General features: G+C 70.1%; 13 protein-coding genes. 11 read left to right on the top strand and 2 right to left on the bottom strand.

What is annotated here, in order from left to right; all coding sequences use genetic code 11:
* Positions 1–279 precede the first annotated feature (279 nt).
* On the bottom strand, positions 280–1,068 hold the full coding sequence (locus A5681_RS21600) for a sensor domain-containing protein (protein WP_197498679.1): 789 nt from the start codon (positions 1,066–1,068) through the stop codon (positions 280–282).
* Positions 1,069–1,228: 160 nt separating this feature from the next.
* On the opposite strand from A5681_RS21600, the gene A5681_RS21595 reads away from it, so the two are divergent.
* From A5681_RS21595 to A5681_RS21580, 4 genes are all read left to right on the top strand, one after another.
* The gene (locus A5681_RS21595) at positions 1,229–2,173 is read left to right on the top strand and encodes a sensor domain-containing protein (protein ID WP_067280129.1); all 945 of its coding nucleotides are present in this window, start codon (positions 1,229–1,231) and stop codon (positions 2,171–2,173) included.
* A gap of 151 nt (positions 2,174–2,324) precedes the next feature.
* A complete protein-coding gene (locus A5681_RS21590; RefSeq protein ID WP_231996393.1) occupies positions 2,325–3,686 on the top strand; it encodes a DUF7373 family lipoprotein in 1,362 nt (453 codons plus the stop codon).
* A complete protein-coding gene (locus tag A5681_RS21585) occupies positions 3,683–4,891 on the top strand; it encodes a DUF7373 family lipoprotein (protein ID WP_067280126.1) in 1,209 nt (402 codons plus the stop codon). Before A5681_RS21590 ends, A5681_RS21585 begins: the two co-directional genes overlap by 4 nt.
* Before the next feature lie 7 nt (positions 4,892–4,898).
* Positions 4,899–6,923: a serine/threonine-protein kinase gene (locus tag A5681_RS21580; protein WP_067280120.1), complete on the top strand. Its 2,025-nt coding sequence runs from the start codon at positions 4,899–4,901 to the stop codon at positions 6,921–6,923.
* Between the two features lie 274 nt (positions 6,924–7,197).
* Here A5681_RS21580 and A5681_RS21575 read toward each other — a convergent pair whose 3' ends face one another.
* The gene (locus tag A5681_RS21575; RefSeq protein ID WP_067280116.1) at positions 7,198–7,668 is read right to left on the bottom strand and encodes a DIP1984 family protein; all 471 of its coding nucleotides are present in this window, start codon (positions 7,666–7,668) and stop codon (positions 7,198–7,200) included.
* 135 nt (positions 7,669–7,803) lie between these two features.
* Between A5681_RS21575 and A5681_RS21570 the strand changes: the two genes are divergently transcribed.
* From A5681_RS21570 to A5681_RS21540, 7 genes are all read left to right on the top strand, one after another.
* Positions 7,804–8,700, top strand: a complete 897-nt coding sequence (locus A5681_RS21570) for a class I SAM-dependent methyltransferase (protein ID WP_067280115.1) — start codon at positions 7,804–7,806, stop codon at positions 8,698–8,700.
* A 148-nt stretch (positions 8,701–8,848) separates the two neighbouring features.
* Positions 8,849–10,327, top strand: coding sequence for a PPE family protein (locus A5681_RS21565; protein WP_067280112.1), 1,479 nt, complete (start codon positions 8,849–8,851; stop codon positions 10,325–10,327).
* A gap of 305 nt (positions 10,328–10,632) precedes the next feature.
* Complete coding sequence (gene eccA / locus A5681_RS21560) at positions 10,633–12,495, top strand: type VII secretion AAA-ATPase EccA (protein ID WP_067280281.1); 1,863 nt, start codon at positions 10,633–10,635, stop codon at positions 12,493–12,495.
* Entirely contained in the window at positions 12,492–14,087 is a 1,596-nt protein-coding gene (gene eccB, locus A5681_RS21555) for a type VII secretion protein EccB (protein WP_067280106.1), read from the top strand. Before eccA ends, eccB begins: the two co-directional genes overlap by 4 nt.
* The gene (gene eccCa, locus A5681_RS21550; protein ID WP_067280102.1) at positions 14,084–18,070 is read left to right on the top strand and encodes a type VII secretion protein EccCa; all 3,987 of its coding nucleotides are present in this window, start codon (positions 14,084–14,086) and stop codon (positions 18,068–18,070) included. The genes eccB and eccCa overlap by 4 nt, the downstream gene beginning before the upstream one ends.
* The gene (locus A5681_RS21545) at positions 18,067–18,375 is read left to right on the top strand and encodes a PE family protein (protein WP_067280098.1); all 309 of its coding nucleotides are present in this window, start codon (positions 18,067–18,069) and stop codon (positions 18,373–18,375) included. The genes eccCa and A5681_RS21545 overlap by 4 nt, the downstream gene beginning before the upstream one ends.
* 2 nt (positions 18,376–18,377) lie before the next feature.
* The coding region (locus A5681_RS21540) for a PPE family protein (protein ID WP_197498678.1) at positions 18,378–19,291 on the top strand (914 nt) is incomplete at its 3' end.

Raw genomic sequence — 19,291 nt, 5'->3', positions numbered from 1 at the left:
GTGCGGCCTCGCACTGCGCGAGCGTCCCGGTGACCGTGTAGGCCTGGTTGAACATCAGAACGACCGCGCCGGTGTGTTTCCTGATCCGAACCGCGAAGAGCGGTTCCGCGCCCCTTGGCGGCGGCGGATAGCCGGCCGGCGGGGCGTGATGCGCCGGCGGGTAGGGATGTGCCGGCGGGTAGGGATGCGGCTGGGGGTAGCCGTAAGCGTGCGGGTGGCCTGGGTGCGGTGCGGACATGATTCCTCCGTACTGGGTAGGGATGGGGGGCGACGGGCGAGTCACGCTTGCGAGATCACGGCCGTCGTTTTCGAGACGATGTCGGTCGCTTGGGTGGTGGTGTCGAATCCGCACCACAGGGTGTCGACGGTGACGTTGTTGACCAGCCCGAGGGCCCGCTGGCAGGTGGGTCCGCGGCCGCTGGGTTGGCTCTGCAGGATGGCCAACGTGGAGTCGGTGGCCTGCAGCTCGCCGAGATCCCAAACGGTGGGGGCGTGGCCGGGGGCCGTGACGATCATGGAGCGGCCGGCGCAGCCGGACCAGCGCGCCTTGGATTGGCCGAAGAATTGCCGGGCCGAATCGGCGTCACGGAAACCGATCAGGACTTGCATGAGCGCGTGCTGGCGCACGGCGGGTGTGGCGTCGTCGAGTATCTGCCCCTGCACCGCCGTCCAGTTGCTGCCTTTGTACGCGGCGGCTTCCGCGGGTGAATAGGTATCCACGCAGGCGGGGTTGGACAGCATCTCCTCGTCGTGCCACATCCGCGAGACCGGCTTACGCACCGTCATGCCGGTGGTGTGCGCGATCGTGTTGACGTCGTCCTCCTTGAGCAGCAGGTCGGCAAGGTGCTGGGGCAGGATCGCCGGCGGTTGCCAGCGGCCCAGGTCCGCGGCGGCCGCCGGGCGCCCATTCGTGGTCGCGGTGCACCCCGTCAGCAGCAGGGCCAGGCCGATGGTGGCAACCAGCGCCCAGCGCACGGCGGGTGCCAGGTGCGGTCCGCGCCTCGCGGTGCCTGGCCCGGGTGCGCCGCTCGACGGTTCGGCGTGGTGTTGCAGAGATGCAGCGCTCATGGGGTCCTCCTGCCAGGTCGTCCGGTCATGGCGGAACGCTAGCAATAAAAACGGAGCAGTGCAACGTTTCAAAACATTGCGCACCGCAGACCGCTGTGTTTCAATTCGGAGCAAGGCGGCGGAGGCGCCGCACACGACACCCCGTTCCGAAGGACCACACATGCCCAACCACCCGCACCCGCCGATGACCCACCCGACACCGCCGAACCCGGAGCAGGTCACCGCCGTCCTGCCCCGCCGGCCGTTCGTGATCGCGGGCCCACCGAGACCGCCCCTGCCGCCGGGGGCGCCCGTCTGGGGACCCCCGCCCGGGTACCCGCCGGCGCTCGGCCCCGTGCCATCGCGGCGCTGGCCCACCTGGGCGCAAATCACGGTGGGGGCCGCGGTCGTGGTCACTCTGGCGGCCGCGGGCCTGGCGATCAACGTCGCGGCCAGCCCCGACGACACGGCGAGCTCGACGGTGCTGTCGGCGCCGTCGACTTCCGCGGCACCGGTCAACCCGGGCCCGGCCCCGGAGGCGCCCACGGTGCCGTTGTCGGCGCTGCCCGGCCTGTTGCTGGACGTCGCGACGATCAACAGCATCGAGGGCGCCACCGACATCGCACCGGCACCCGACTCGGGCAACGACCACACCGCCTACAGCGGCCTGACGACCGACCGGCCCGAATGCGGTGAAATCCAGGCGCCCGCACTCGAGTCGGAACTCGACGGCAGCGGCTGGATCGGTGTTCGAACCCAGTCGCTGCAGGACCGCGACGGCGCCCGGCACCTCAACCACAGCGCCGCGATCTACTTCGGCACCGCGAAGGCGGCCAACGACTTTGCGGCCAAGCAGGCGCAGGCGTGGCCGAAATGCAACGGCGCCAGCCTGCGCCTGACCACCCGCCGAGAGCCGACCAGCGTCTGGACAGCGGGGACCGCCACCAACCGTGACGGAATGCTGAGCATCACCAACACCCAGGAGGGCGCAGGAGGCTGGCAGTGCCAGCGAGCCCTGGCGGCGCGCAACAACATCGTCATCGACGTGCGCAGCTGCGGCGAGAACCGCACCGATCAAGCGATCACGATCGCCACGCGGATGGCCGAGCGCGTCACCGCCGGCTGACCGCGAATTCACCGCGCAGGAGGGATGATGATCAGCCCTGGCAAAATCGGCGAACGAATCTGACGCGCCGGTGGTAGCGACTACCATTCTGCTGGTCTGGTCGGGATCGCCGCGGGCGGCCCGCAGTGGGCGCCGAAACGAGGGGACAGGGATGGGGGATCGGCACGCGCCGGGTAACCGCTCCCCGCGGATCGGCCGGCTGCACCGCACTGCCGCCCGGGCCGAATGGCGCCGAATCCGCGAGGACGAGAAACGGATTCGCGCCGGGCTGCGATCGCCGGCGTTGCTGATCGCCACGCTCGCCGCGGTGAGCGTACTGGGCGTCGGCTGCTCGACCGTGGTCACCGGCAGCGCCGTCAAGTCGGGCGGCCCGGCGCCACCGGCGGCCAACGTGGCGCTGCTCGATCCCGGCAACTATCCGCGCCGGCCGCGCCCGCCGCTGGGCACCGTCGCCGACGACGCGGCCGGGCGCCGGGCCGAAGCCCAGCGGATGGCGGACATGGTGGCAGGCCCGTGGCAGGTCGACGGGACATTGATCAGCCCGCTGAGCGCCGAAATCGCACCCACCACAGCGCTTCCCGAGGCGGGCCGGCTCTCGGCGCTGGTGCGCGGTGACTCGATCGCCGCGATCGCCGCGGCCCATCACTTCGTGGCCGGCTTCGTCAGTGGGCGCGTCACGCCACCACTTCCGGCCGGCCAGCCCCCGACCGGCAAACCCAAGATCCTCGACAACGGTGTCTTCCGGTTTCCGGGCCCCCAGGACGCCACCGACGCGGCCGCGGCCATGGCCGCCGCCGACCTGGCCACCGTACGCCCGGGCAACATCCCCGCCACCCGGCTGCCAATCCCGCACCACCCCGACACGGTGGCGAACGTGGCGCCGTTGTCGGGCGGCTTCGAGGCAGAAGCGTTCACCGCTCACGGTCCCTATGTGCTCTTCCAGTTCGCCGGCTCCAAGGAGAGCGCCGCCGCGGTCGCCGATTTGATCGCCAAAACCCTTGACCTGCAAGGCCCGATGGCCGACCACTTCCAGGCGACCCCGGTGGACCAGCTGGCCGCCCTGCCCGCCGACCCGACCGGACTGCTGGCCCGCACCGTGCCCGCCACCGACCCCGGCGTCAACCAGACCACGGTCTATCCACCGCACGGCGCGCTGCAATTCCGGCCCGACCCCGTGGCCACCGAGGCGATGTTCGCCGACGCCGGCATCGGTCACGTCGCGGCCGACCGCACCACCGTCTACGAGGCCGTCGACACCACCGGCGCCCAGCGGGCCGCCGACGGGCTCGCCCGCATCGACGTTCCCTTCCTGGGCTACCGCTCCGCCCCCGGCGTCAACGGCCTGCCCTCGGCGCGCTGCTTCGACCGCGGGCCCGATACTTCCGAGTTGGGCTCGGTGCGCTTCCTGTGCCTCGGCACCGCCGACCGCTACGCGTTCAAAGTCACTGCCGCCCAAGAGGTCGAGGCGCACCAGATCGTCGCGGCCCAATACCTGATGTTGACGGCGCCATGACGCGCCGCGCCCGCTCGTGGGCCCTCGCCGTCGCGGTCGCGGCGCTGACGGTCGCGTGTAGTTCGACCGTCGCGGGAACCGCCGTCAAGGCCCCGGGGACGGACGGCTCCGACGGCGTCGACCTCGCCCTGCTCGACGCCGGGAACTTCCCCACCACCCCGCGCGACCCGCTGGGCACCGCAGGCGACGTGCTGCGCGGCGGCTGGGCCGAAGGACGCCGCCTGGCCAGCGCCGTCGTCGGCCCATGGGAAGTCGACCGCGACCTGACCGACTACGCCCAAATCGATACCGGCGTGGTCAAAGACACCGACGCCGTCAACGCGCTGCTGGGCATCCCAATGGGCGATGCGCTGCGCGGCCATAACGTACTGGCCGGGTTCTCCAGCTCGCGTCACACCGGAAAAGGTCCATACAAGGGCCTGCTGAACATCGTGCTGGAGCTGACCAGCCCGGCAGACGCGACCGCCGCGGTCGCCGACATGGTCGCCAAAGGCACCACGTTGACGATGCCGTTCGACAGCAAACCGCTTCCCACCCAGCCCGTTTCGATTCCGCGTTACCCCGGGACGGCCGCGCTGGCCTTCCAATGGACCGAACAGTATCCGGCCCCGGGGGGCCCACGCTTTTCGGTGACCGCGCTGAGCGCCCACGGCCAATACCTGCTCGCCCAAACGGCGACGTCGGCCGACACCGCCGATCTCGCAGCGCAAATGGTGGCCACCACACTGGATCTGCAGCAGCCCATGGTCGATGCCTTCAAGCCGACGCCGCCGGATCGGATGGCCGCGCTGCCGCTGGATCCCGACGGACTGATGGCGCACACCGTGGCGCCCCGACGGGAAAACGAGTCGATCAACGACGGCGTCTATGACGCCCACGGAGCGCTGCACCTGGAGTCCGACGACCCGGTGCACCTCCAGGCATTGTTCAAGTCCGCCAACGTGCAGCAGGTTGCCTACGTCCTGGAAACCCGGGTCTATCAAACCCCCGACGCCGGCGCGGCGGCGCGCATCGTCAACGATATGACCGGGCCGCACCAAGTCGGCGGAATCACCGGCATGCCCAAGGCGAAATGCTTCAACGAGGCGCTGGGCTACTGGTGTGTGGCGCGCGCGGACCGCTACGCCTACGAAATGCAAAACGAACAAGAGAATGCCCTGCACCAGATGATGGCCGCCCAATATCGCATGCTCACCGGGAAATGAGAGCCTGATGCCTCTCGCCGTCGGAACGGTCATCGCCGGCTACCGCATCGAAGGTGTGCTCGGCTCCGGTGGGATGGGCACGGTGTACCTGGCCCGCCACCCGACGCTGCCCCGCAGCGATGCGTTGAAGATCCTGTCGGCCGAGCTGTCGGTGGACCACCAATTCAGGGTCCGCTTCACCCGCGAGGCCGACCTGGCCGCCACTTTGAACCACCCGAACATCGTGCGCGTCTACAACCGCGGCGAGACCGACGACGGACACCTGTGGATCGCCATGGAGTACGTCGAGGGAACCGCCGCCAACGACCTGGACCGCGCCAATCTCACCCCGGCCCGCATCGTGCGCATCGTCACCGACGTCGCCGCCGCGCTCGACTACGCGCATTCGCGGCGGGTGCTGCACCGCGACATCAAACCCGGGAACTTCCTGGTTTCGGCACCGGGCAGCGGCCATGAACGAGTCTTGTTGGCCGACTTCGGCATTGCGCGCGCCCTGGACGACGCCACCACGCTGACCGCGACAGGCTCCATGGTCGGCACCGCCGCCTACGCCGCACCGGAAACCATCGAGGGCCGGGCGGCCGATCCGCGCAGCGACATCTATTCGCTGGGCTGCGCCTTGTTCCGGTTGCTGACCAGCCGCACCCCCTACGAGGACAACTCGTTGTCGGCCATGCTGGCCGGACACCTGATGCGGCCCGTCCCGCGCCCCACCGACATCAACCCGGCGCTGCCCCGCGAGATCGACGAGGTGATCGCCCGCGCGCTGGCCAAAGACCCCGCCGAGCGTTTCCAAACCGCCGGCGCGCTGGCGGCCGCCACCGCCGCCGCGTTGACGGATAACCCGGCGCCAGCGACGTTCCCCGGGCCCGGCGGCCCACCGGCAAGCAACCTCACCAATCCAACGGTGACCTATCCACCGACCGTGCCCCCCGGCGCGCCGCCCGTGCCCGGCTGGCCCGCGTATGACTCCCGCGGGGCGGCCGGCGCCCCGCACCACGGCGCGCCCCCACAGTTCACCGGCGTGCCCCCCGCGTTCGGCACGCCCGACTTGTCACCGAAGGCCAAGCGGCGCAAGCGAGCTCGGCTGGCCCTAGCGGCGACCGTAGTTGTTGCGGTGGTGGCCATTGCCACCGTCGTGGGGATCCATCTGTTCGGCCGCAGCGGCGGCGGCCTGGGCCCCTACGAACCACAAACCCTCGCAACGAAATTCGGCACCATCAAGCTTCAGCAGCGCCCGATGGCCATCGCTGCGCTCGGACCCGGCGATCCCGATGCCGTCCTGTCGTTGGGTGCCCAGCCCGTCCTGATGAACGCGGCCAACGCGACCGTGCCCAATTGGCTGCAACCCCTGATGCATTCGTCCCCGCCGGTGTTCGCCGCCGCCGACACCGCGGCGATCGCCGCGGCCAAGCCCGACCTCATCATCGACACCGGCGACCTCGACAAGCCCACCTATAACGCCCTGGCGGCGATCGCGCCGACGCTCGCCCAGCCCGCCGACAACACCCAGGACTGGACCTGGCAGGCGCAGCTGAATTGGATTGCCACCGCCCTCGGCCGCACCGACTCGGCGAAAACCCTGATCGACAAGGCGCAATCCGAGCAGAACACCGTTCGCTCCGAGCACGGCGCCTTTTCCGGCAAGTCCGTCCTCGTGGTCAACTACACCGGCACCGCCACGACCGCCGCCGCGGCCCCGTCACCGCCGAGCGGCTACCTGGAGAGCATCGGCTTCACCTACAACTCCTACTTCAAGCGCAGTCCCGGCGGTCCGGCGCAAGTCCCGTTCGACATCAACGACACCGATTACCTCTCCCAGCGCAGCGACGTCATGTTGCTGCTGCGCACCGACCCGGCTGCCGGCGGCGGCGGATACGCCGGCCTGCCCGCCAGATACAGCAGTTTCGGCGGCACCCTGGTCATCATCGACGACCCCGCCACCATCGTCGCCCTCAACTCCGGCGGCCCGGCCGCCACCAGCTACCTCAACACCGCGTTGGTCGCCAAGCTTGGCAACCAGATCCACTGATTCGCAACGATTTTGCGAGATCGTGGCCGCCACGGAAATCGGGCGTGGGATCCGCTCGGTGTATGCCCCGTGCCCACCCTCGTCGTCACGGATCCGCACGCGGTGATGTGCTGTGCGCTGTGAGCCGTCACCTGTGCGCGATGCGGGGCTGCGGTGTGAGTTGGGGAGTCGAACCCCCTGCACTGCCCTTCGTGCGCCAGGAGTGACCGGACTTGGCCCGCCGGCCTGGGCTCGTGCGCGCCTCCGCGACGACTACCTGCTACACCCGGATCCCTTACTCCAACAGGTCTACCTCCCAGTTCGAGCGCTGGATCCGCACGTCGAGCTCGCGAAGTTCGCGAGCCACCTCGTCAGCCTGAGCGCGCACATCCGCAACAGTCAAGGCGGACAACATCTTCAGCTCAGAACGTAGTTGCCGAGAATAGCCCTGCTGATTGCTCCCGGCGGCCGCGTCCGCTGCGCTCTTGAGAACATGGTGACGCCAGCGCAGCGCATCCCGGCGGGCCAGCGCGTCGGTCAGCGTCCCGTCCGTGCCGATCGTCGTCGCGGCGTTCGTGCGATTGATCCGCCTGATCAACACTTCGTATTCGCCCAGCACGCCATCGACTTCGGCGAGCAGCGCCGCCGCGTCTTCGGCGGGTTCTTCGCCCTCCTGGTAGCGGGCATTGCTGACGATGCGCGTGCGCAATTGTTCGATGCGGCGCAGCGCTTCGGCCCGCAGTGACAATGCCTCGGCCAACTTCACGATGTTCCCTCCCCTGGGTGGCGCAACTGCCTGGAACAGGATAGGTCCGGGCGGCGGCGTGCTGAGCGGCTTCCGCCCTTCCGCGGCCACCAACCAGCCGGCCGCCCGTCACCGAGCGCCGGTACTGTCGATTCCGTGCGTAGCGAAGGCGATACCTGGGACATCACGACAAGCGTCGGTTCGACCGCCCTATTCGTGGCGACCGCGCGAGCGCTCGAGGCGCAAAAGCCCGACCCGCTGGCCGTCGACCCCTATGCGGAGGTGTTCTGCCGCGCCGTGGGCGGGTGGGCGGCCGACGTGCTCGACGGCAAGCTCCCCGACCACCAGCTCAAGACGCCGGATTGGGGCGTGCATTTCGTCGACTTCCAGGGCGCCCGCACCAAATACTTCGACGAGTACTTCCGCCGCGCCGCCGGCGCGGGCGTGCGCCAGGTGGCCATCCTGGCGGCCGGACTGGACTCGCGGGCCTACCGGCTGGACTGGCCGGCCGGCACGACGATCTTCGAGCTGGACCAACCGCAGGTCCTCGACTTCAAGCGCGAGGTGCTCTCCAGCCACGGCGCCCAACCCAAAGCCGAGCGCCGCGAGATCGCGGTGGACCTGCGCGACGACTGGCCGCAGGCGCTGCGCGACAGCGGCTTTGATCCCGCCAAGCCGTCGGCGTGGATAGCCGAGGGCCTGCTCATCTACCTCCCGGCCGCCGCGGAGGAGCAGCTGTTCACCGGCATCAACAACCTGGCCGCCCCCGGCAGCCACGTCGCCGTCGAGGACGGCGCCCCCCTCGATCAGGACGACTTCGAGACGAAACGCGAGGCGGAACGGGCCGACGGTGCGGAGCGCCCGTTCTATCAGCTGGTCTACAACGAGCGGATCGCGCCGGCCACCGAATGGTTCGGTGACCGCGGCTGGACGGCCGTCGGCACCCCGCTGGCCGACTTCCTGCGCCAAAACGGCAGACCGGTGCCCGGACCCGACACGGATGCCGGGTCGATGGTCTCGCGAAACACCCTGATGAGCGCCGTCAAAGACTGACTCGTCGCGGCCGCGCTTTTCATGGGTTTTCAATGAGTTGATCCCGCGCGGGAACTTTCGCGCGTCCGCCCCCGACTAATACCGGGCTGATCGGTGTGCCGTCCAACAGCCCGGGCGGCACGGTCTCAGCCCGGCGAGGAGTCGCGGGATGACCGCACCGGTGTGGATGGCGCTGCCCCCGGAGGTTCACTCGGCCCAGCTGAGCAGCGGTCCGGGCCCGGCCGGATTGCTGGCCGCCGCGGCCGCCTGGAGTTCCCTGAGCACCACGTACGCGTCGACGGCGGACGAGCTGTCGGCGACGCTGGCCGCCGCGCAGGCCGGCGTCTGGGAGGGGCCCACCGCCGAGCAGTACGCGGCCGCCCACGCGCCCTACCTCGCCTGGCTGATGCAGGCCAGCGCCAACAGCGCGGCGACCGCCGCCCGCCACGAGACCGCGGCCACGGCCTACACCGCGGCGCTGGCCGCCATGCCCACGCTGCCCGAACTGGCCGCCAACCACACGATTCACGGCGTGTTGGTGGCGACCAACTTCTTCGGCATCAACACCATCCCGATCGCGGTCAACGAGGCCGATTACGCGCGGATGTGGGTCCAGGCCGCCACCACGATGTCCACCTACCAGACGGTCTCCACCATGGCGGTGGCCACGGCCCCCCAGACCGGCCCCGCGCCACAAATCGTGCAGGCCACGGACAGTGGCGGCGACAGTGACGACGACGGAATCGTCGACAACGACGGCGGCAACCCGTACCAGCTGAGCTGGTGGATCAACCGATTCACCGAGGTGTTCCAGACGATAGAACGGGATTTGGCCGAGTTTCCCACCGACCCCGTCGACGCAATCGAGGATTTGATTCAAGACATCTTCGGGCCCGCCGGACTCATCGCCGACGAGTTCACCCACCTGGGGGAGGCCCTTCAGGCGTTCCCGCAGCTTGCTGCCATTCCGCTCATCGTGCCGGGTGGAATTGCCGGGGGCATCGCAGGTTTGAGTCTGATGGCCGGAATCCAGCCGGCCCCTGCTCCCGTCGCCGTGCCGGCGCCGGTGGCCCCGGCGCCCAATGCGCCTGTCGCCGGCGGTGCTCCAGTCGTCGCCAGCGCCGCCCCGGCCACCGCGCCGGCGCCGTCCTCCACCCCGACGTCGGCGCCGTCACCCGCGCCAGCCTCGGCGCCGGCAACCGCAAGCCCACCGCCCCCGCCGTCCACCGGCGCCGAGGGAGCCGCCTTCCCATACCTGGTCGGCGGCCCCACGATCGGGACGAACACCGGCATGGGCAGCGGCGCACAACGGAAGGCGCCGGAGCCCGATTCCGCCGCGGCCGCGGCGGCGGCCGCGGCATCGTCGCGTGAGCAGCGGCGGGCGCGGCGCCGCCGGCGAGCGGGGCTGCAAGACCACTACCGCGGCTACGAGTTCATGGATCTGGACCCCGACGCCGGGCCGGCCGAGGATCCGGGGGTACCGGCCGACTCCTCGGTGGCATCGGATCGGGGCGCGGGCGCCCTGGGGTTCGCCGGAACGGCGCGCAAGGGGTCCGCCCAGGCGACCGGGCTGACGACGCTGGCCGGCGACGATTTCGGTGGCGGGCCCTCGCTGCCCCTGCTGCCGGGCTCGTGGGAGGGGGACTAGCCGCGGGCCGGAACTTTTCGGGTGCGGCGGACGACTATTGGCTGCGTTCTCGGATTGCTAATGAAAATGGTTTTCGATAAGCTCGGCCGCTTAGAGGGGACCGGCAGCGGCCTGCCGACCCCATGGCGCCGGGTAGCGGACCGAAAATGCGGACGATAACGCGTCTGAGCACCCGCAATAGCGGTGATGGAGTGGGAGTGGAGTGGTGAGTCGGACGGGCCCTCGCGCCTCGACACTTAGCTTATGCAATGCTAACTTCAGGCGGGTCAGGTTAGGGGAGGCTACACAAATGGAGAGACGTGGCCGTGGAACTCGGTGACGCCGGCGTGCTCGCAACTCAGCCCGTCAATTCGCGCGCGGATGCCAGGGTTGACGGCGACGTCGTCAGCCGCTTCGCCACGTGTTGCCGCGCGCTCGGCATCTCGGTCTACCAGCGTCAGCGCCCGGCCGACCTGGTCGCCGCCCGGTCCGGATTCACCGCGCTGACCCGGGTCGCCCACGACCAGTGCGACGCCTGGACGGGCCTCGCGGCCGCCGGCGATGTGTCCCTGCGGGTGCTGCAGGAAGTGTCGCGCACCGCCGGCACGGCCGGGGTGTTGCAGCGCAAGGTGGATCTGGCGCCGGGGGAACTGGGCTTCCGCTACGACACCGGGCTGTACCTGCAGTTCCGCGCCACCACCCCCGACGATTTCCACCTCGCCTATGCGGCGGGGCTGGCCTCGACCGAAGACGCCGGGCGGCTCGCGGAAGCCGACCAGATCGTCACCGGCCTGACCGCGCGCCGCCCGAACTGGCGCGAGGCCCGCTGGGTCGCCGTCGTCCTCAACTACCGCGCCGAGCGCTGGTCCGACGTCGTCAAATTGCTGACCCCGGTCGTGAACGACGCCGGGCTCGACGAGGCTTTCGCGCACGCGGCCAGGATCGCCCTGGGGACCGCGCTGGCACGACTGGGCATGTTTGCCCCGGCGCTGTCGTACCTGGAGGAGCCCGACGGTCCCGTGCCGGTCGCGGCGGTCGACGGGGCGCTGGCCAAGGCGCTGGTGCTGCGGGCGCACGTCGACGAGGAGTCCGCGAGCGAAGTGCTCCAGGATCTGTACGCGGCCCACCCGGAAAACGAACAGGTCGAACAGGCCCTGTCCGACACCAGCTTTGGGATCGTGACCACCACCGCGGCGCGGATCGAAGCGCGCACCGACCCGTGGGACCCGGACACCGAGCCCAGCGCGGAGGACTTCGTCGATCCCGCCGCCCATGAGCGCAAGGCCGTGTTGCTGCACGAGGCCGAGGTCCAGCTGGCCGAATTCATCGGCCTCGACGAGGTCAAGAACCAGGTGTCGCGGCTGAAGAGCTCGGTCGCCATGGAGCTCGTGCGCAAACAGCGCGGCCTCGCCGTCGCGCAGCGCGCTCACCACCTCGTGTTCGCCGGGCCGCCCGGCACCGGTAAGACCACCATCGCCCGGGTGGTCGCCAAGATCTATTGCGGCCTTGGGCTTTTGAAGCGGGAGAACATCCGCGAGGTGCATCGCGCCGACCTGATCGGCCAGCACATCGGCGAGACCGAGGCCAAGACCAACGCGATCATCGACAGCGCGCTCGACGGCGTGTTGTTCCTCGACGAGGCCTACGCCCTGGTGGCCACCGGCGCCAAGAACGACTTCGGCCTGGTCGCCATCGACACCCTGCTGGCGCGAATGGAGAACGACCGCGACCGGCTGGTGGTGATCATCGCCGGATACCGCGCCGATCTCGACAAGTTCCTGGACACCAACGAGGGCCTGCGTTCCCGATTCACCCGCAGCATCGACTTTCCTTCCTACGCACCGTCGGAACTCGTCGAGATCGCGAACAAGATGGCCCAGCAGCGCGACAGCGTCTTCGAAAAGGCCGCGCTCGACCACATGGAGGCGTTGTTCACCAAGCTGGCCACCGAGTCGACGCCCGACGCCAACGGAATCTCGCGGCGCAACCTGGACATCGCCGGTAACGGTCGATTCGTCCGCAACATCGTCGAACGCTCCGAGGAAGAGCGCGAATTCCGGCTCGACCATTCGGAACACGCCGGCACCGGGGAATTCAGTGACGAGGAGCTGATGACGATCACCGACCAAGACGTCGAGAACTCGGTGGAGCCGTTGTTGCGCGGACTCGGGCTGTCGGTGCCCGCATGACCGAACCCGACGATCGGCGTTCGTTCGCGTCACGCACCCCGGTCAACGAGAATCCCGACAAGGTGGAGTACCGCCGCGGATTCGTCACCCGCCACCAGGTCAGCGGCTGGCGATTCGTGATGCGGCGCATCGCTTCCGGCATCGCCCTGCACGACACCAGGATGCTCGTCGACCCGTTGCGCACCCAGTCGCGCGCGGTGCTGATGGGCGTGGTCCTGCTCGTCACCGGCCTGGCGGGCTGCTTCGTGTTCTCGCTGATCCGGCCCAACGGGACGGTGGGCACCAACGCGGTGCTCGCCGACCGGTCGACGGCCGCCCTGTACGTGCGGGTGGGTGATCAGCTGCACCCGGTGCTCAACCTGACGTCGGCCCGGCTGATCGTCGGCAAGCCCGTCAACCCGACCACGGTGAAAAGCTCTGAGCTGGACCGGTTTCCGCGCGGCAACCTGGTCGGCATCCCCGGCGCGCCGGAACGCATGGTGCAAAGCACCGCGCGCGACGCCGACTGGACCGTGTGCGACGGCATCGGTGGGACGGCCCACGCCATCCACAGCACCGGTGTCACGGTGATCGCCGGCCGCCCCGACAGCGGCGGCGCCCGCGCGGCCAAACTCGACGTCAAACAGGCCGTCCTGGTCGATAGCGGCAACAGCACCTGGCTCCTGTGGGACGGCAGGCGCAGCCAGATCAACCTGGCCGACCACGCGGTCACCAACGCGCTTGGCCTGGGACTGAACAACATTGAGATCCCCGCGCCGCGGCCCATCGCGCTGGGACTGTTCAACGCCATCCCGGAGGCCCCGCCGCTGACGGCGCCCGCCATCCCGAACGCCGGCGCCCCGGCCGGCTACAGCGTGCCTGCGCCCATCGGGGCGGTGGTGGTTTCCTACGTGCTGGACCAGAACTCGTCGGGCGCCGCGCACTACTACGCGGTGCTGCCGGACGGTCTGCAACCCATCTCGCCGGTGCTCGCGGCGATCCTGCGCAACACAAATTCCTACGGCCTGGACCAGCCGCCGCGGCTGGGTGCGGACGCGGTGGCCAAGCTGCCGGTGTCCCGGATGCTCGACACCGCGCGCTACCCCGACCAGCAGCTCACCCTCGTCGACGCGGCCAAAGACCCTGTCACGTGCGCCTATTGGAGCAAGCCCGCAGGCGCCGCCACCAGCTCACTGAGCCTGCTGTCCGGCTCGGCCCTGCCGGTACCCGAATCCATCCGCACCGTCGACCTGGTCGGCGGCGCATCCCCGGCCACCGCGACGCGCGTCGCGCTGGCGCCGGGCACCGGCTACTTCGCCCAGACCGTCACCGGCGGCGCCGGCGCCCCCGGCACCGGCTCGCTGTTCTGGGTGTCCGACACCGGGGTCCGGTACGGCATCGACAACGAGGCGGAGAACTCAGCCGCCGGCCGCGGCAAAACCGTTGAGGCCCTGGGCCTGAGCGAGCCCGCGATGCCCGTCCCGTGGTCGGTGCTCTCGCTGTTCGCCAGCGGCCCCACGCTGTCGCGCGCGGACGCGCTGCTGGCACACGACGGACTGGCACCCGACTCCAAGCCCGGCCGCGTGGCATCAGCAGAGGGAGCGCCCCGATGAGCCGACTCATCTTCGAAGCCCGCCGCCGGCTGGCGCCGCCGGTCACCCGCAAGGGCACCATCAACATCGAGGCGCCGCCCGAGCTGCCGCGGGTGATCCCGCCGTCGTTCCTGCGCCGGGCGATGCCGTACGTGCTGGTGATCCTGATCGTCGGCATGGTCGTCGCCCTGTTCGCCACCGGGATGCGGCTGATCTCACCGCAGACGCTGTTCTTCCCGTTCGTGCTGCTGCTGGCGGCCACCGCGATGTACCGCGGCAGCGACAACAAGACGCGCACCGAAGAGGTCGACGCCGAACGCGCCGACTACCTGCGCTACCTGTCGGTGGTCCGCGACAACATCCGCACCCAGGCCGCCCAGCAGCGGGCGGCAGCCGAGTGGTCGCACCCCGAGCCGACGGCCCTGGCCGGCGTGCCGGGGTCGCGCCGGCAATGGGAGCGCGACCCGCACGATCCGGACTTCCTGGTGCTGCGCGCGGGCCGCCACCAGGTGCCCCTGAGCACCGCGCTGCGGGTGAACGACACCGCGGACGAGGTCGACCTGGAGCCGGTGTCGCACAGCGCATTACGCAGCCTGCTCGACACCCACCGCATCGTGCGCGACGTGCCGACCGGGATCGACCTGACCAAGGTCTCGCGGATCACCGTGCTCGGTGAGCCCGACGATGCGCGCGCCGCCATGCGTGCCTGGATCGCCCAGGCCGTGACGTGGCACGACCCAACCGTGCTGGGGGTGGCGCTGGTCACCCGCGACCTGGAGAGCCCCGACTGGTCCTGGCTCAAATGGCTTGCCCACGTGGATGTTCCGGGCGAATTCGACGGTGTGGGCCCGGCTCGCCTGCTGTCGACCAACCCCGACGAGCTGGTTCTGCTGCTGGGCCCCGCGTTCGTCGACCGGCCGGCGTTCACCGGCGAGCCCGCCGACGCGCTGCGGCACCTGCTGATCGTGGTCGACGACCCCGACTTCGACCTGAGCACCTCGACGTTGGCGCTGGGCCGGGCGGGCGTCACCGTCGTGCACCGCTCCGCCACACCGCCGCACCGCGAGCAGTATTCGGACCCGGAGAAGCCGATCCTGCGCGTCAGCGGGCGGGACGGCGGGGGACGCCGAGTCGGCGCGATCGAGCGCTGGCAAACCGGCGGCTGGCAGCCCTACATCGACCACGCCGACCTGCTCGGGACCGACGAGGCCGCCCACCTGGCGCGCCAGCTGTCGCGCTGGGACTCCAACCCGACCCACACCGGGCTGCGCTCGGCGGCCACGCGCGGCGCCACCTTCACCACGCTGCTGGGCATCCCGGACGCCTCGCGGCTGGACGTGCCGACGCTGTGGGCGCCGCGCCGCCGCGAGGACGAGCTGCGCGTGCCCATCGGCGTGACCGCGACCGGCGAGCCGCTGTTCTTCGACCTGAAGGACGAGGCCGAGGGCGGCATGGGACCGCACGGCCTGATGATCGGTATGACGGGATCCGGCAAGTCGCAGACGCTGATGTCGATCCTGTTGTCGCTGTTGACGACCCATTCGGCCGACCGGCTGATCGTGATCTACGCCGACTTCAAGGGTGAGGCCGGCGCGGACAGCTTCCGCCATTTCCCGCAGGTGGTGGCGGTGATCTCCAACATGGCCGAGAAGAAGTCGCTGGCCGACCGGTTCGCCGACACGCTGCGCGGCGAGGTGGCCCGCCGCGAAACGCTGCTGCGCGAGGCCGGCCGCCGTGTGCAGGGCAGCGCGTTCAACTCGGTGGTGGAGTACGAGGGCGCGATCGCGGCGGGCCACGACCTGCCGCCGATCCCGACGCTGTTCGTGGTCGCCGACGAGTTCACCCTGATGCTGGCCGATCACCCGGAATACGCGGAGCTGTTCGACTACGTTGCCCGCAAGGGCCGCTCGTTCCGCATCCACATCCTGTTCGCATCGCAGACGCTGGACGTGGGCAAGATCAAGGACATCGACAAGAACACCTCGTACCGGATCGGGTTGAAGGTGGCCAGCCCCAGCGTTTCGCGCCAGATCATCGGCGTGGAGGACGCGTACCACATCGAATCGGGCAAGGAGCACAAGGGCGTGGGCTTCTTGGTGCCCGCCCCCGGCGCGACCCCGATCAAGTTCCGCAGCACCTATGTCGACGGCATCTACGAGCCGCCACAGAAGGCGAAGGCCCTTGTGGTGCAGGCGGTTCCGGAGCCCAAGCTGTTCACGGCCGGGCGGGTGGAACCGGAGCAGGACCTGGTGATCCCGTCCGCCGAGGACGACGAATTCACCGGGCCGCCGCGCAAGCTGATCGCCACGATCGGCGACCAGCTGGCGAAGTACGGGCCGCGGGCGCCGCAGCTGTGGCTGCCGCCGCTGGACGAGCCGATCCCGCTGACCGCGGTGCTGGCCCGCGCCGGCGTGCCGCAACGCCAGTGGCAGTGGCCGCTCGGCGAGATCGACAAACCCTTCGAGATGCGCCGGGACCCGCTGGTGTTCGACGCGACGTCGTCCGCCGGGAACATGGTGATCCAAGGCGGTCCCAAATCCGGGAAATCGACCGCGCTGCAGACGTTCATCCTCTCGGCGGCCAGCCTGCACTCCCCGCGCGACGTCACGTTCTACTGCCTGGACTATGGCGGCGGGAAGCTAAGGGCGCTCGAAGACCTGGCGCACGTCGGCAGCGTCGCCTCGGCGCTGGAACCCGAACGCATCCGGCGCACCTTCGGCGAGCTGGAGCAGCTGCTGCTGTCCCGCCAGCGGCGCGAGATGTTCCGGGAGAGCCACGGCGCCGCACCCGACGACGGGTACGGCGAGGTCTTCCTGGTCATCGACAACCTATACGCCTTCGGCCGGGACAACACGGACCAGTTCAACACCCGTAACCCGTTGCTGGCCAAGGTGAGTGAGTTGGTCAACGTCGGGCTCGCCTACGGCATCCACGTCGTCATCACCACCCCGAGCTGGCTCGAGGTGCCCCTGGCGATGCGCGATGGCCTGGGCCTGCGGCTCGAGCTCAAGCTGCACGACCCCCGCGACAGCAACGTGCGGCTCGTCGGCGCGCTTCGCCGCCCCGCGGAGTCCGTGCCGCACGACCAGCCGGGCCGCGGGCTGACGATGGCCGCCGAGCACTTCCTGTTCGCCAACCCCGAGCTGGACCAGGTGGCCGCGATCAACGCCCGCTACCCGGGCATGGCCGCGCCGCCGGTGCGGCTGCTGCCGAGCAACCTCGCGCCCGAGGCGCTCGGCGCGCTCTACCGCGGCCCGGAGCAGGTGGTCATCGGGCAGCGCGAGGAGGACCTCGCGCCCGTCGTGGTCAACTTCGCCGACGAGCCGCTGCTGATGGTGTTCGGCGACAGCAAGTCAGGCAAGACCACGTTGCTGCGCCACATCATTCGCACCATCCGCGAGCACTCCACGCCCGACCAGGTGGCCTTCACGGTGCTGGATCGGCGGCTGCACCTGGTCGACGAGCCGTTGTTCCCCGACAACGAATACACCGCCAACGTCGACCGCATCACCCCAGCGATGCTGGGCCTGGCCAACATCATCGAGTCGCGGCGTCCCCCGGCTGGATTGTCCCCCGGGGAGCTGGCCCGGTGGACGTACACGGGCCACACCCACTACCTGATCATCGACGACGTCGACCAGGTACCGGACACGCCGGCGATGAGCGGCCCGTACGTCGGGCAGCGGCCATGGACGCCGCTGATCGGAATCCTCTCGCAGGCGGCCGATTTGGGGCTGCGGGTGATCGTCACGGCGCGCGCGACCGGATCCGGGCATGCCCTGATGACCAACTCGCTGCTGCGCCGCTTCAACGACCTGCAGGCCACCACGCTGATGCTGGCGGGCAACCCGCAGGACAGCGGCAAGATCCGGGGCCAGCGCTTCGGCCGGCTGCCCGCCGGGCGGGCGATTCTGTTGGGTGACAGCGACAGTCCGACGTACGTGCAGTTGGTCAACCCGCTGGTGGGTGAGGCCGCGATGTTTGGTGAAAGGGGAGAGTCATGACGTTGCGAGTGGTTCCCGAGGGCCTGGCCGCGACCAGCGCCGCGGTGGAGGCGCTGACGGCGCGGCTGGCGGCCGCGCACGCGGCGGCCGCGCCGGCCATCACCGCGGTGGTGCCGCCCGCGGTGGATCCGGTGTCGCTGCAGACCGCCCTCGGTTTCAGCGCACAGGGTCAGGAGCACGCCGCCGTCGCCGCCCAGGGCGTGGAAGAGCTCGGCCGCGCCGGCGTGGGCGTCGGTGAAGCCGGCGCCAGCTATCTCGCCGGGGACGCCTCGGCCGCGGCGACGTACGGGATTGCGGGCGCCTGACAATGACGTCCCCCGTTGCGCCCCTCTGGATGGCTTCGCCACCCGAGGTGCATTCGGCGCTGCTCAGCGCCGGTCCCGGACCGGGGCCGCTGTTGGCGGCCGCCGGCGCGTGGACCGCGCTGAGCACCGAATACGCAACGGCGGCAGCCGAACTCACGGGCGTGGTCGGCCAGACCCAGGCGGGCTCCTGGGAGGGCCCGACGGCCGAGCAGTACGCCGCCGCGCACGCCCCGTACCTGGCGTGGCTGCAGCAGGCCAGTGCCGACAGCGCGGGCGTGGCCGCGCAGCACGAGATCGCGGCCGCGGCCTACACCGCTGCCCTGACCGCCATGCCGACGCTGGGCGAGCTGGCCGCCAATCACACCGTCCACGGGGTGTTGGTGGCGACGAACTTCTTTGGCATCAACACGATTCCGATCGCGCTCAACGAGGCCGACTACGCGCGGATGTGGGTCCAGGCCGCGACCGTGATGGGCGCCTATCAGGCCACCTCGGGTGCGGCGCTCGCCTCCGCGCCGCGCAGCACCCCGGCGCCGGCCATCGTGCGGCCGGGCGGTGAGGCGAACGATGCCGCGGTCAACGCCGCGCAGAGCTCCTCCAACCCGGGCAACGCGATCTCCGACTTCTTCCAGCAGCTGTCCAAGTTCCTGCAGGACTTCTTCCAGAACATTCAGCAGATGCTGCAGAACTTCTTCTCGAACCTGCCGGCGTTGCTGGCCGCCAACGGCCCACTGCTGTTCTTCGTCGCCTACCAGGTGTTCTTCAACGCCGTCGGCTGGCCGACCTGGGGCGCGATCCTGACCGCGCCCTTCCTCATCCCCCTGCTGCTCGGCATCGGCCTGAGCTCACTGCTCACCGCGCCCGCCGAGATCGCCCCGGTGGCGGCGGGGGCCGCCGCCACACCGCTGGTCGCCGC

The sequence above is a fragment of the Mycobacterium scrofulaceum genome, assembly GCF_001667885.1.
Lineage (GTDB): Bacteria > Actinomycetota > Actinomycetes > Mycobacteriales > Mycobacteriaceae > Mycobacterium > Mycobacterium scrofulaceum_C.
This window is presented reverse-complemented; position numbering and strand designations above follow the sequence as displayed.

Excerpts from the sequence above, each read along its gene's own strand:
- A5681_RS21595 (WP_067280129.1), top strand. The coding sequence starts at position 1,229 with ATGCCCAACCACCCGCACCCGCCGATGACCCACCCGACACCGCCGAAC.
- eccB (WP_067280106.1), top strand. The coding sequence starts at position 12,492 with ATGACCGAACCCGACGATCGGCGTTCGTTCGCGTCACGCACCCCGGTC.
- A5681_RS21545 (WP_067280098.1), top strand. The coding sequence starts at position 18,067 with ATGACGTTGCGAGTGGTTCCCGAGGGCCTGGCCGCGACCAGCGCCGCG.
- A5681_RS21565 (WP_067280112.1), top strand. The coding sequence starts at position 8,849 with ATGACCGCACCGGTGTGGATGGCGCTGCCCCCGGAGGTTCACTCGGCC.
- A5681_RS21585 (WP_067280126.1), top strand. The coding sequence starts at position 3,683 with ATGACGCGCCGCGCCCGCTCGTGGGCCCTCGCCGTCGCGGTCGCGGCG.
- A5681_RS21580 (WP_067280120.1), top strand. The coding sequence starts at position 4,899 with ATGCCTCTCGCCGTCGGAACGGTCATCGCCGGCTACCGCATCGAAGGT.
- A5681_RS21600 (WP_197498679.1), bottom strand. The coding sequence starts at position 1,068 with ATGAGCGCTGCATCTCTGCAACACCACGCCGAACCGTCGAGCGGCGCA.
- eccCa (WP_067280102.1), top strand. The coding sequence starts at position 14,084 with ATGAGCCGACTCATCTTCGAAGCCCGCCGCCGGCTGGCGCCGCCGGTC.
- A5681_RS21590 (WP_231996393.1), top strand. The coding sequence starts at position 2,325 with ATGGGGGATCGGCACGCGCCGGGTAACCGCTCCCCGCGGATCGGCCGG.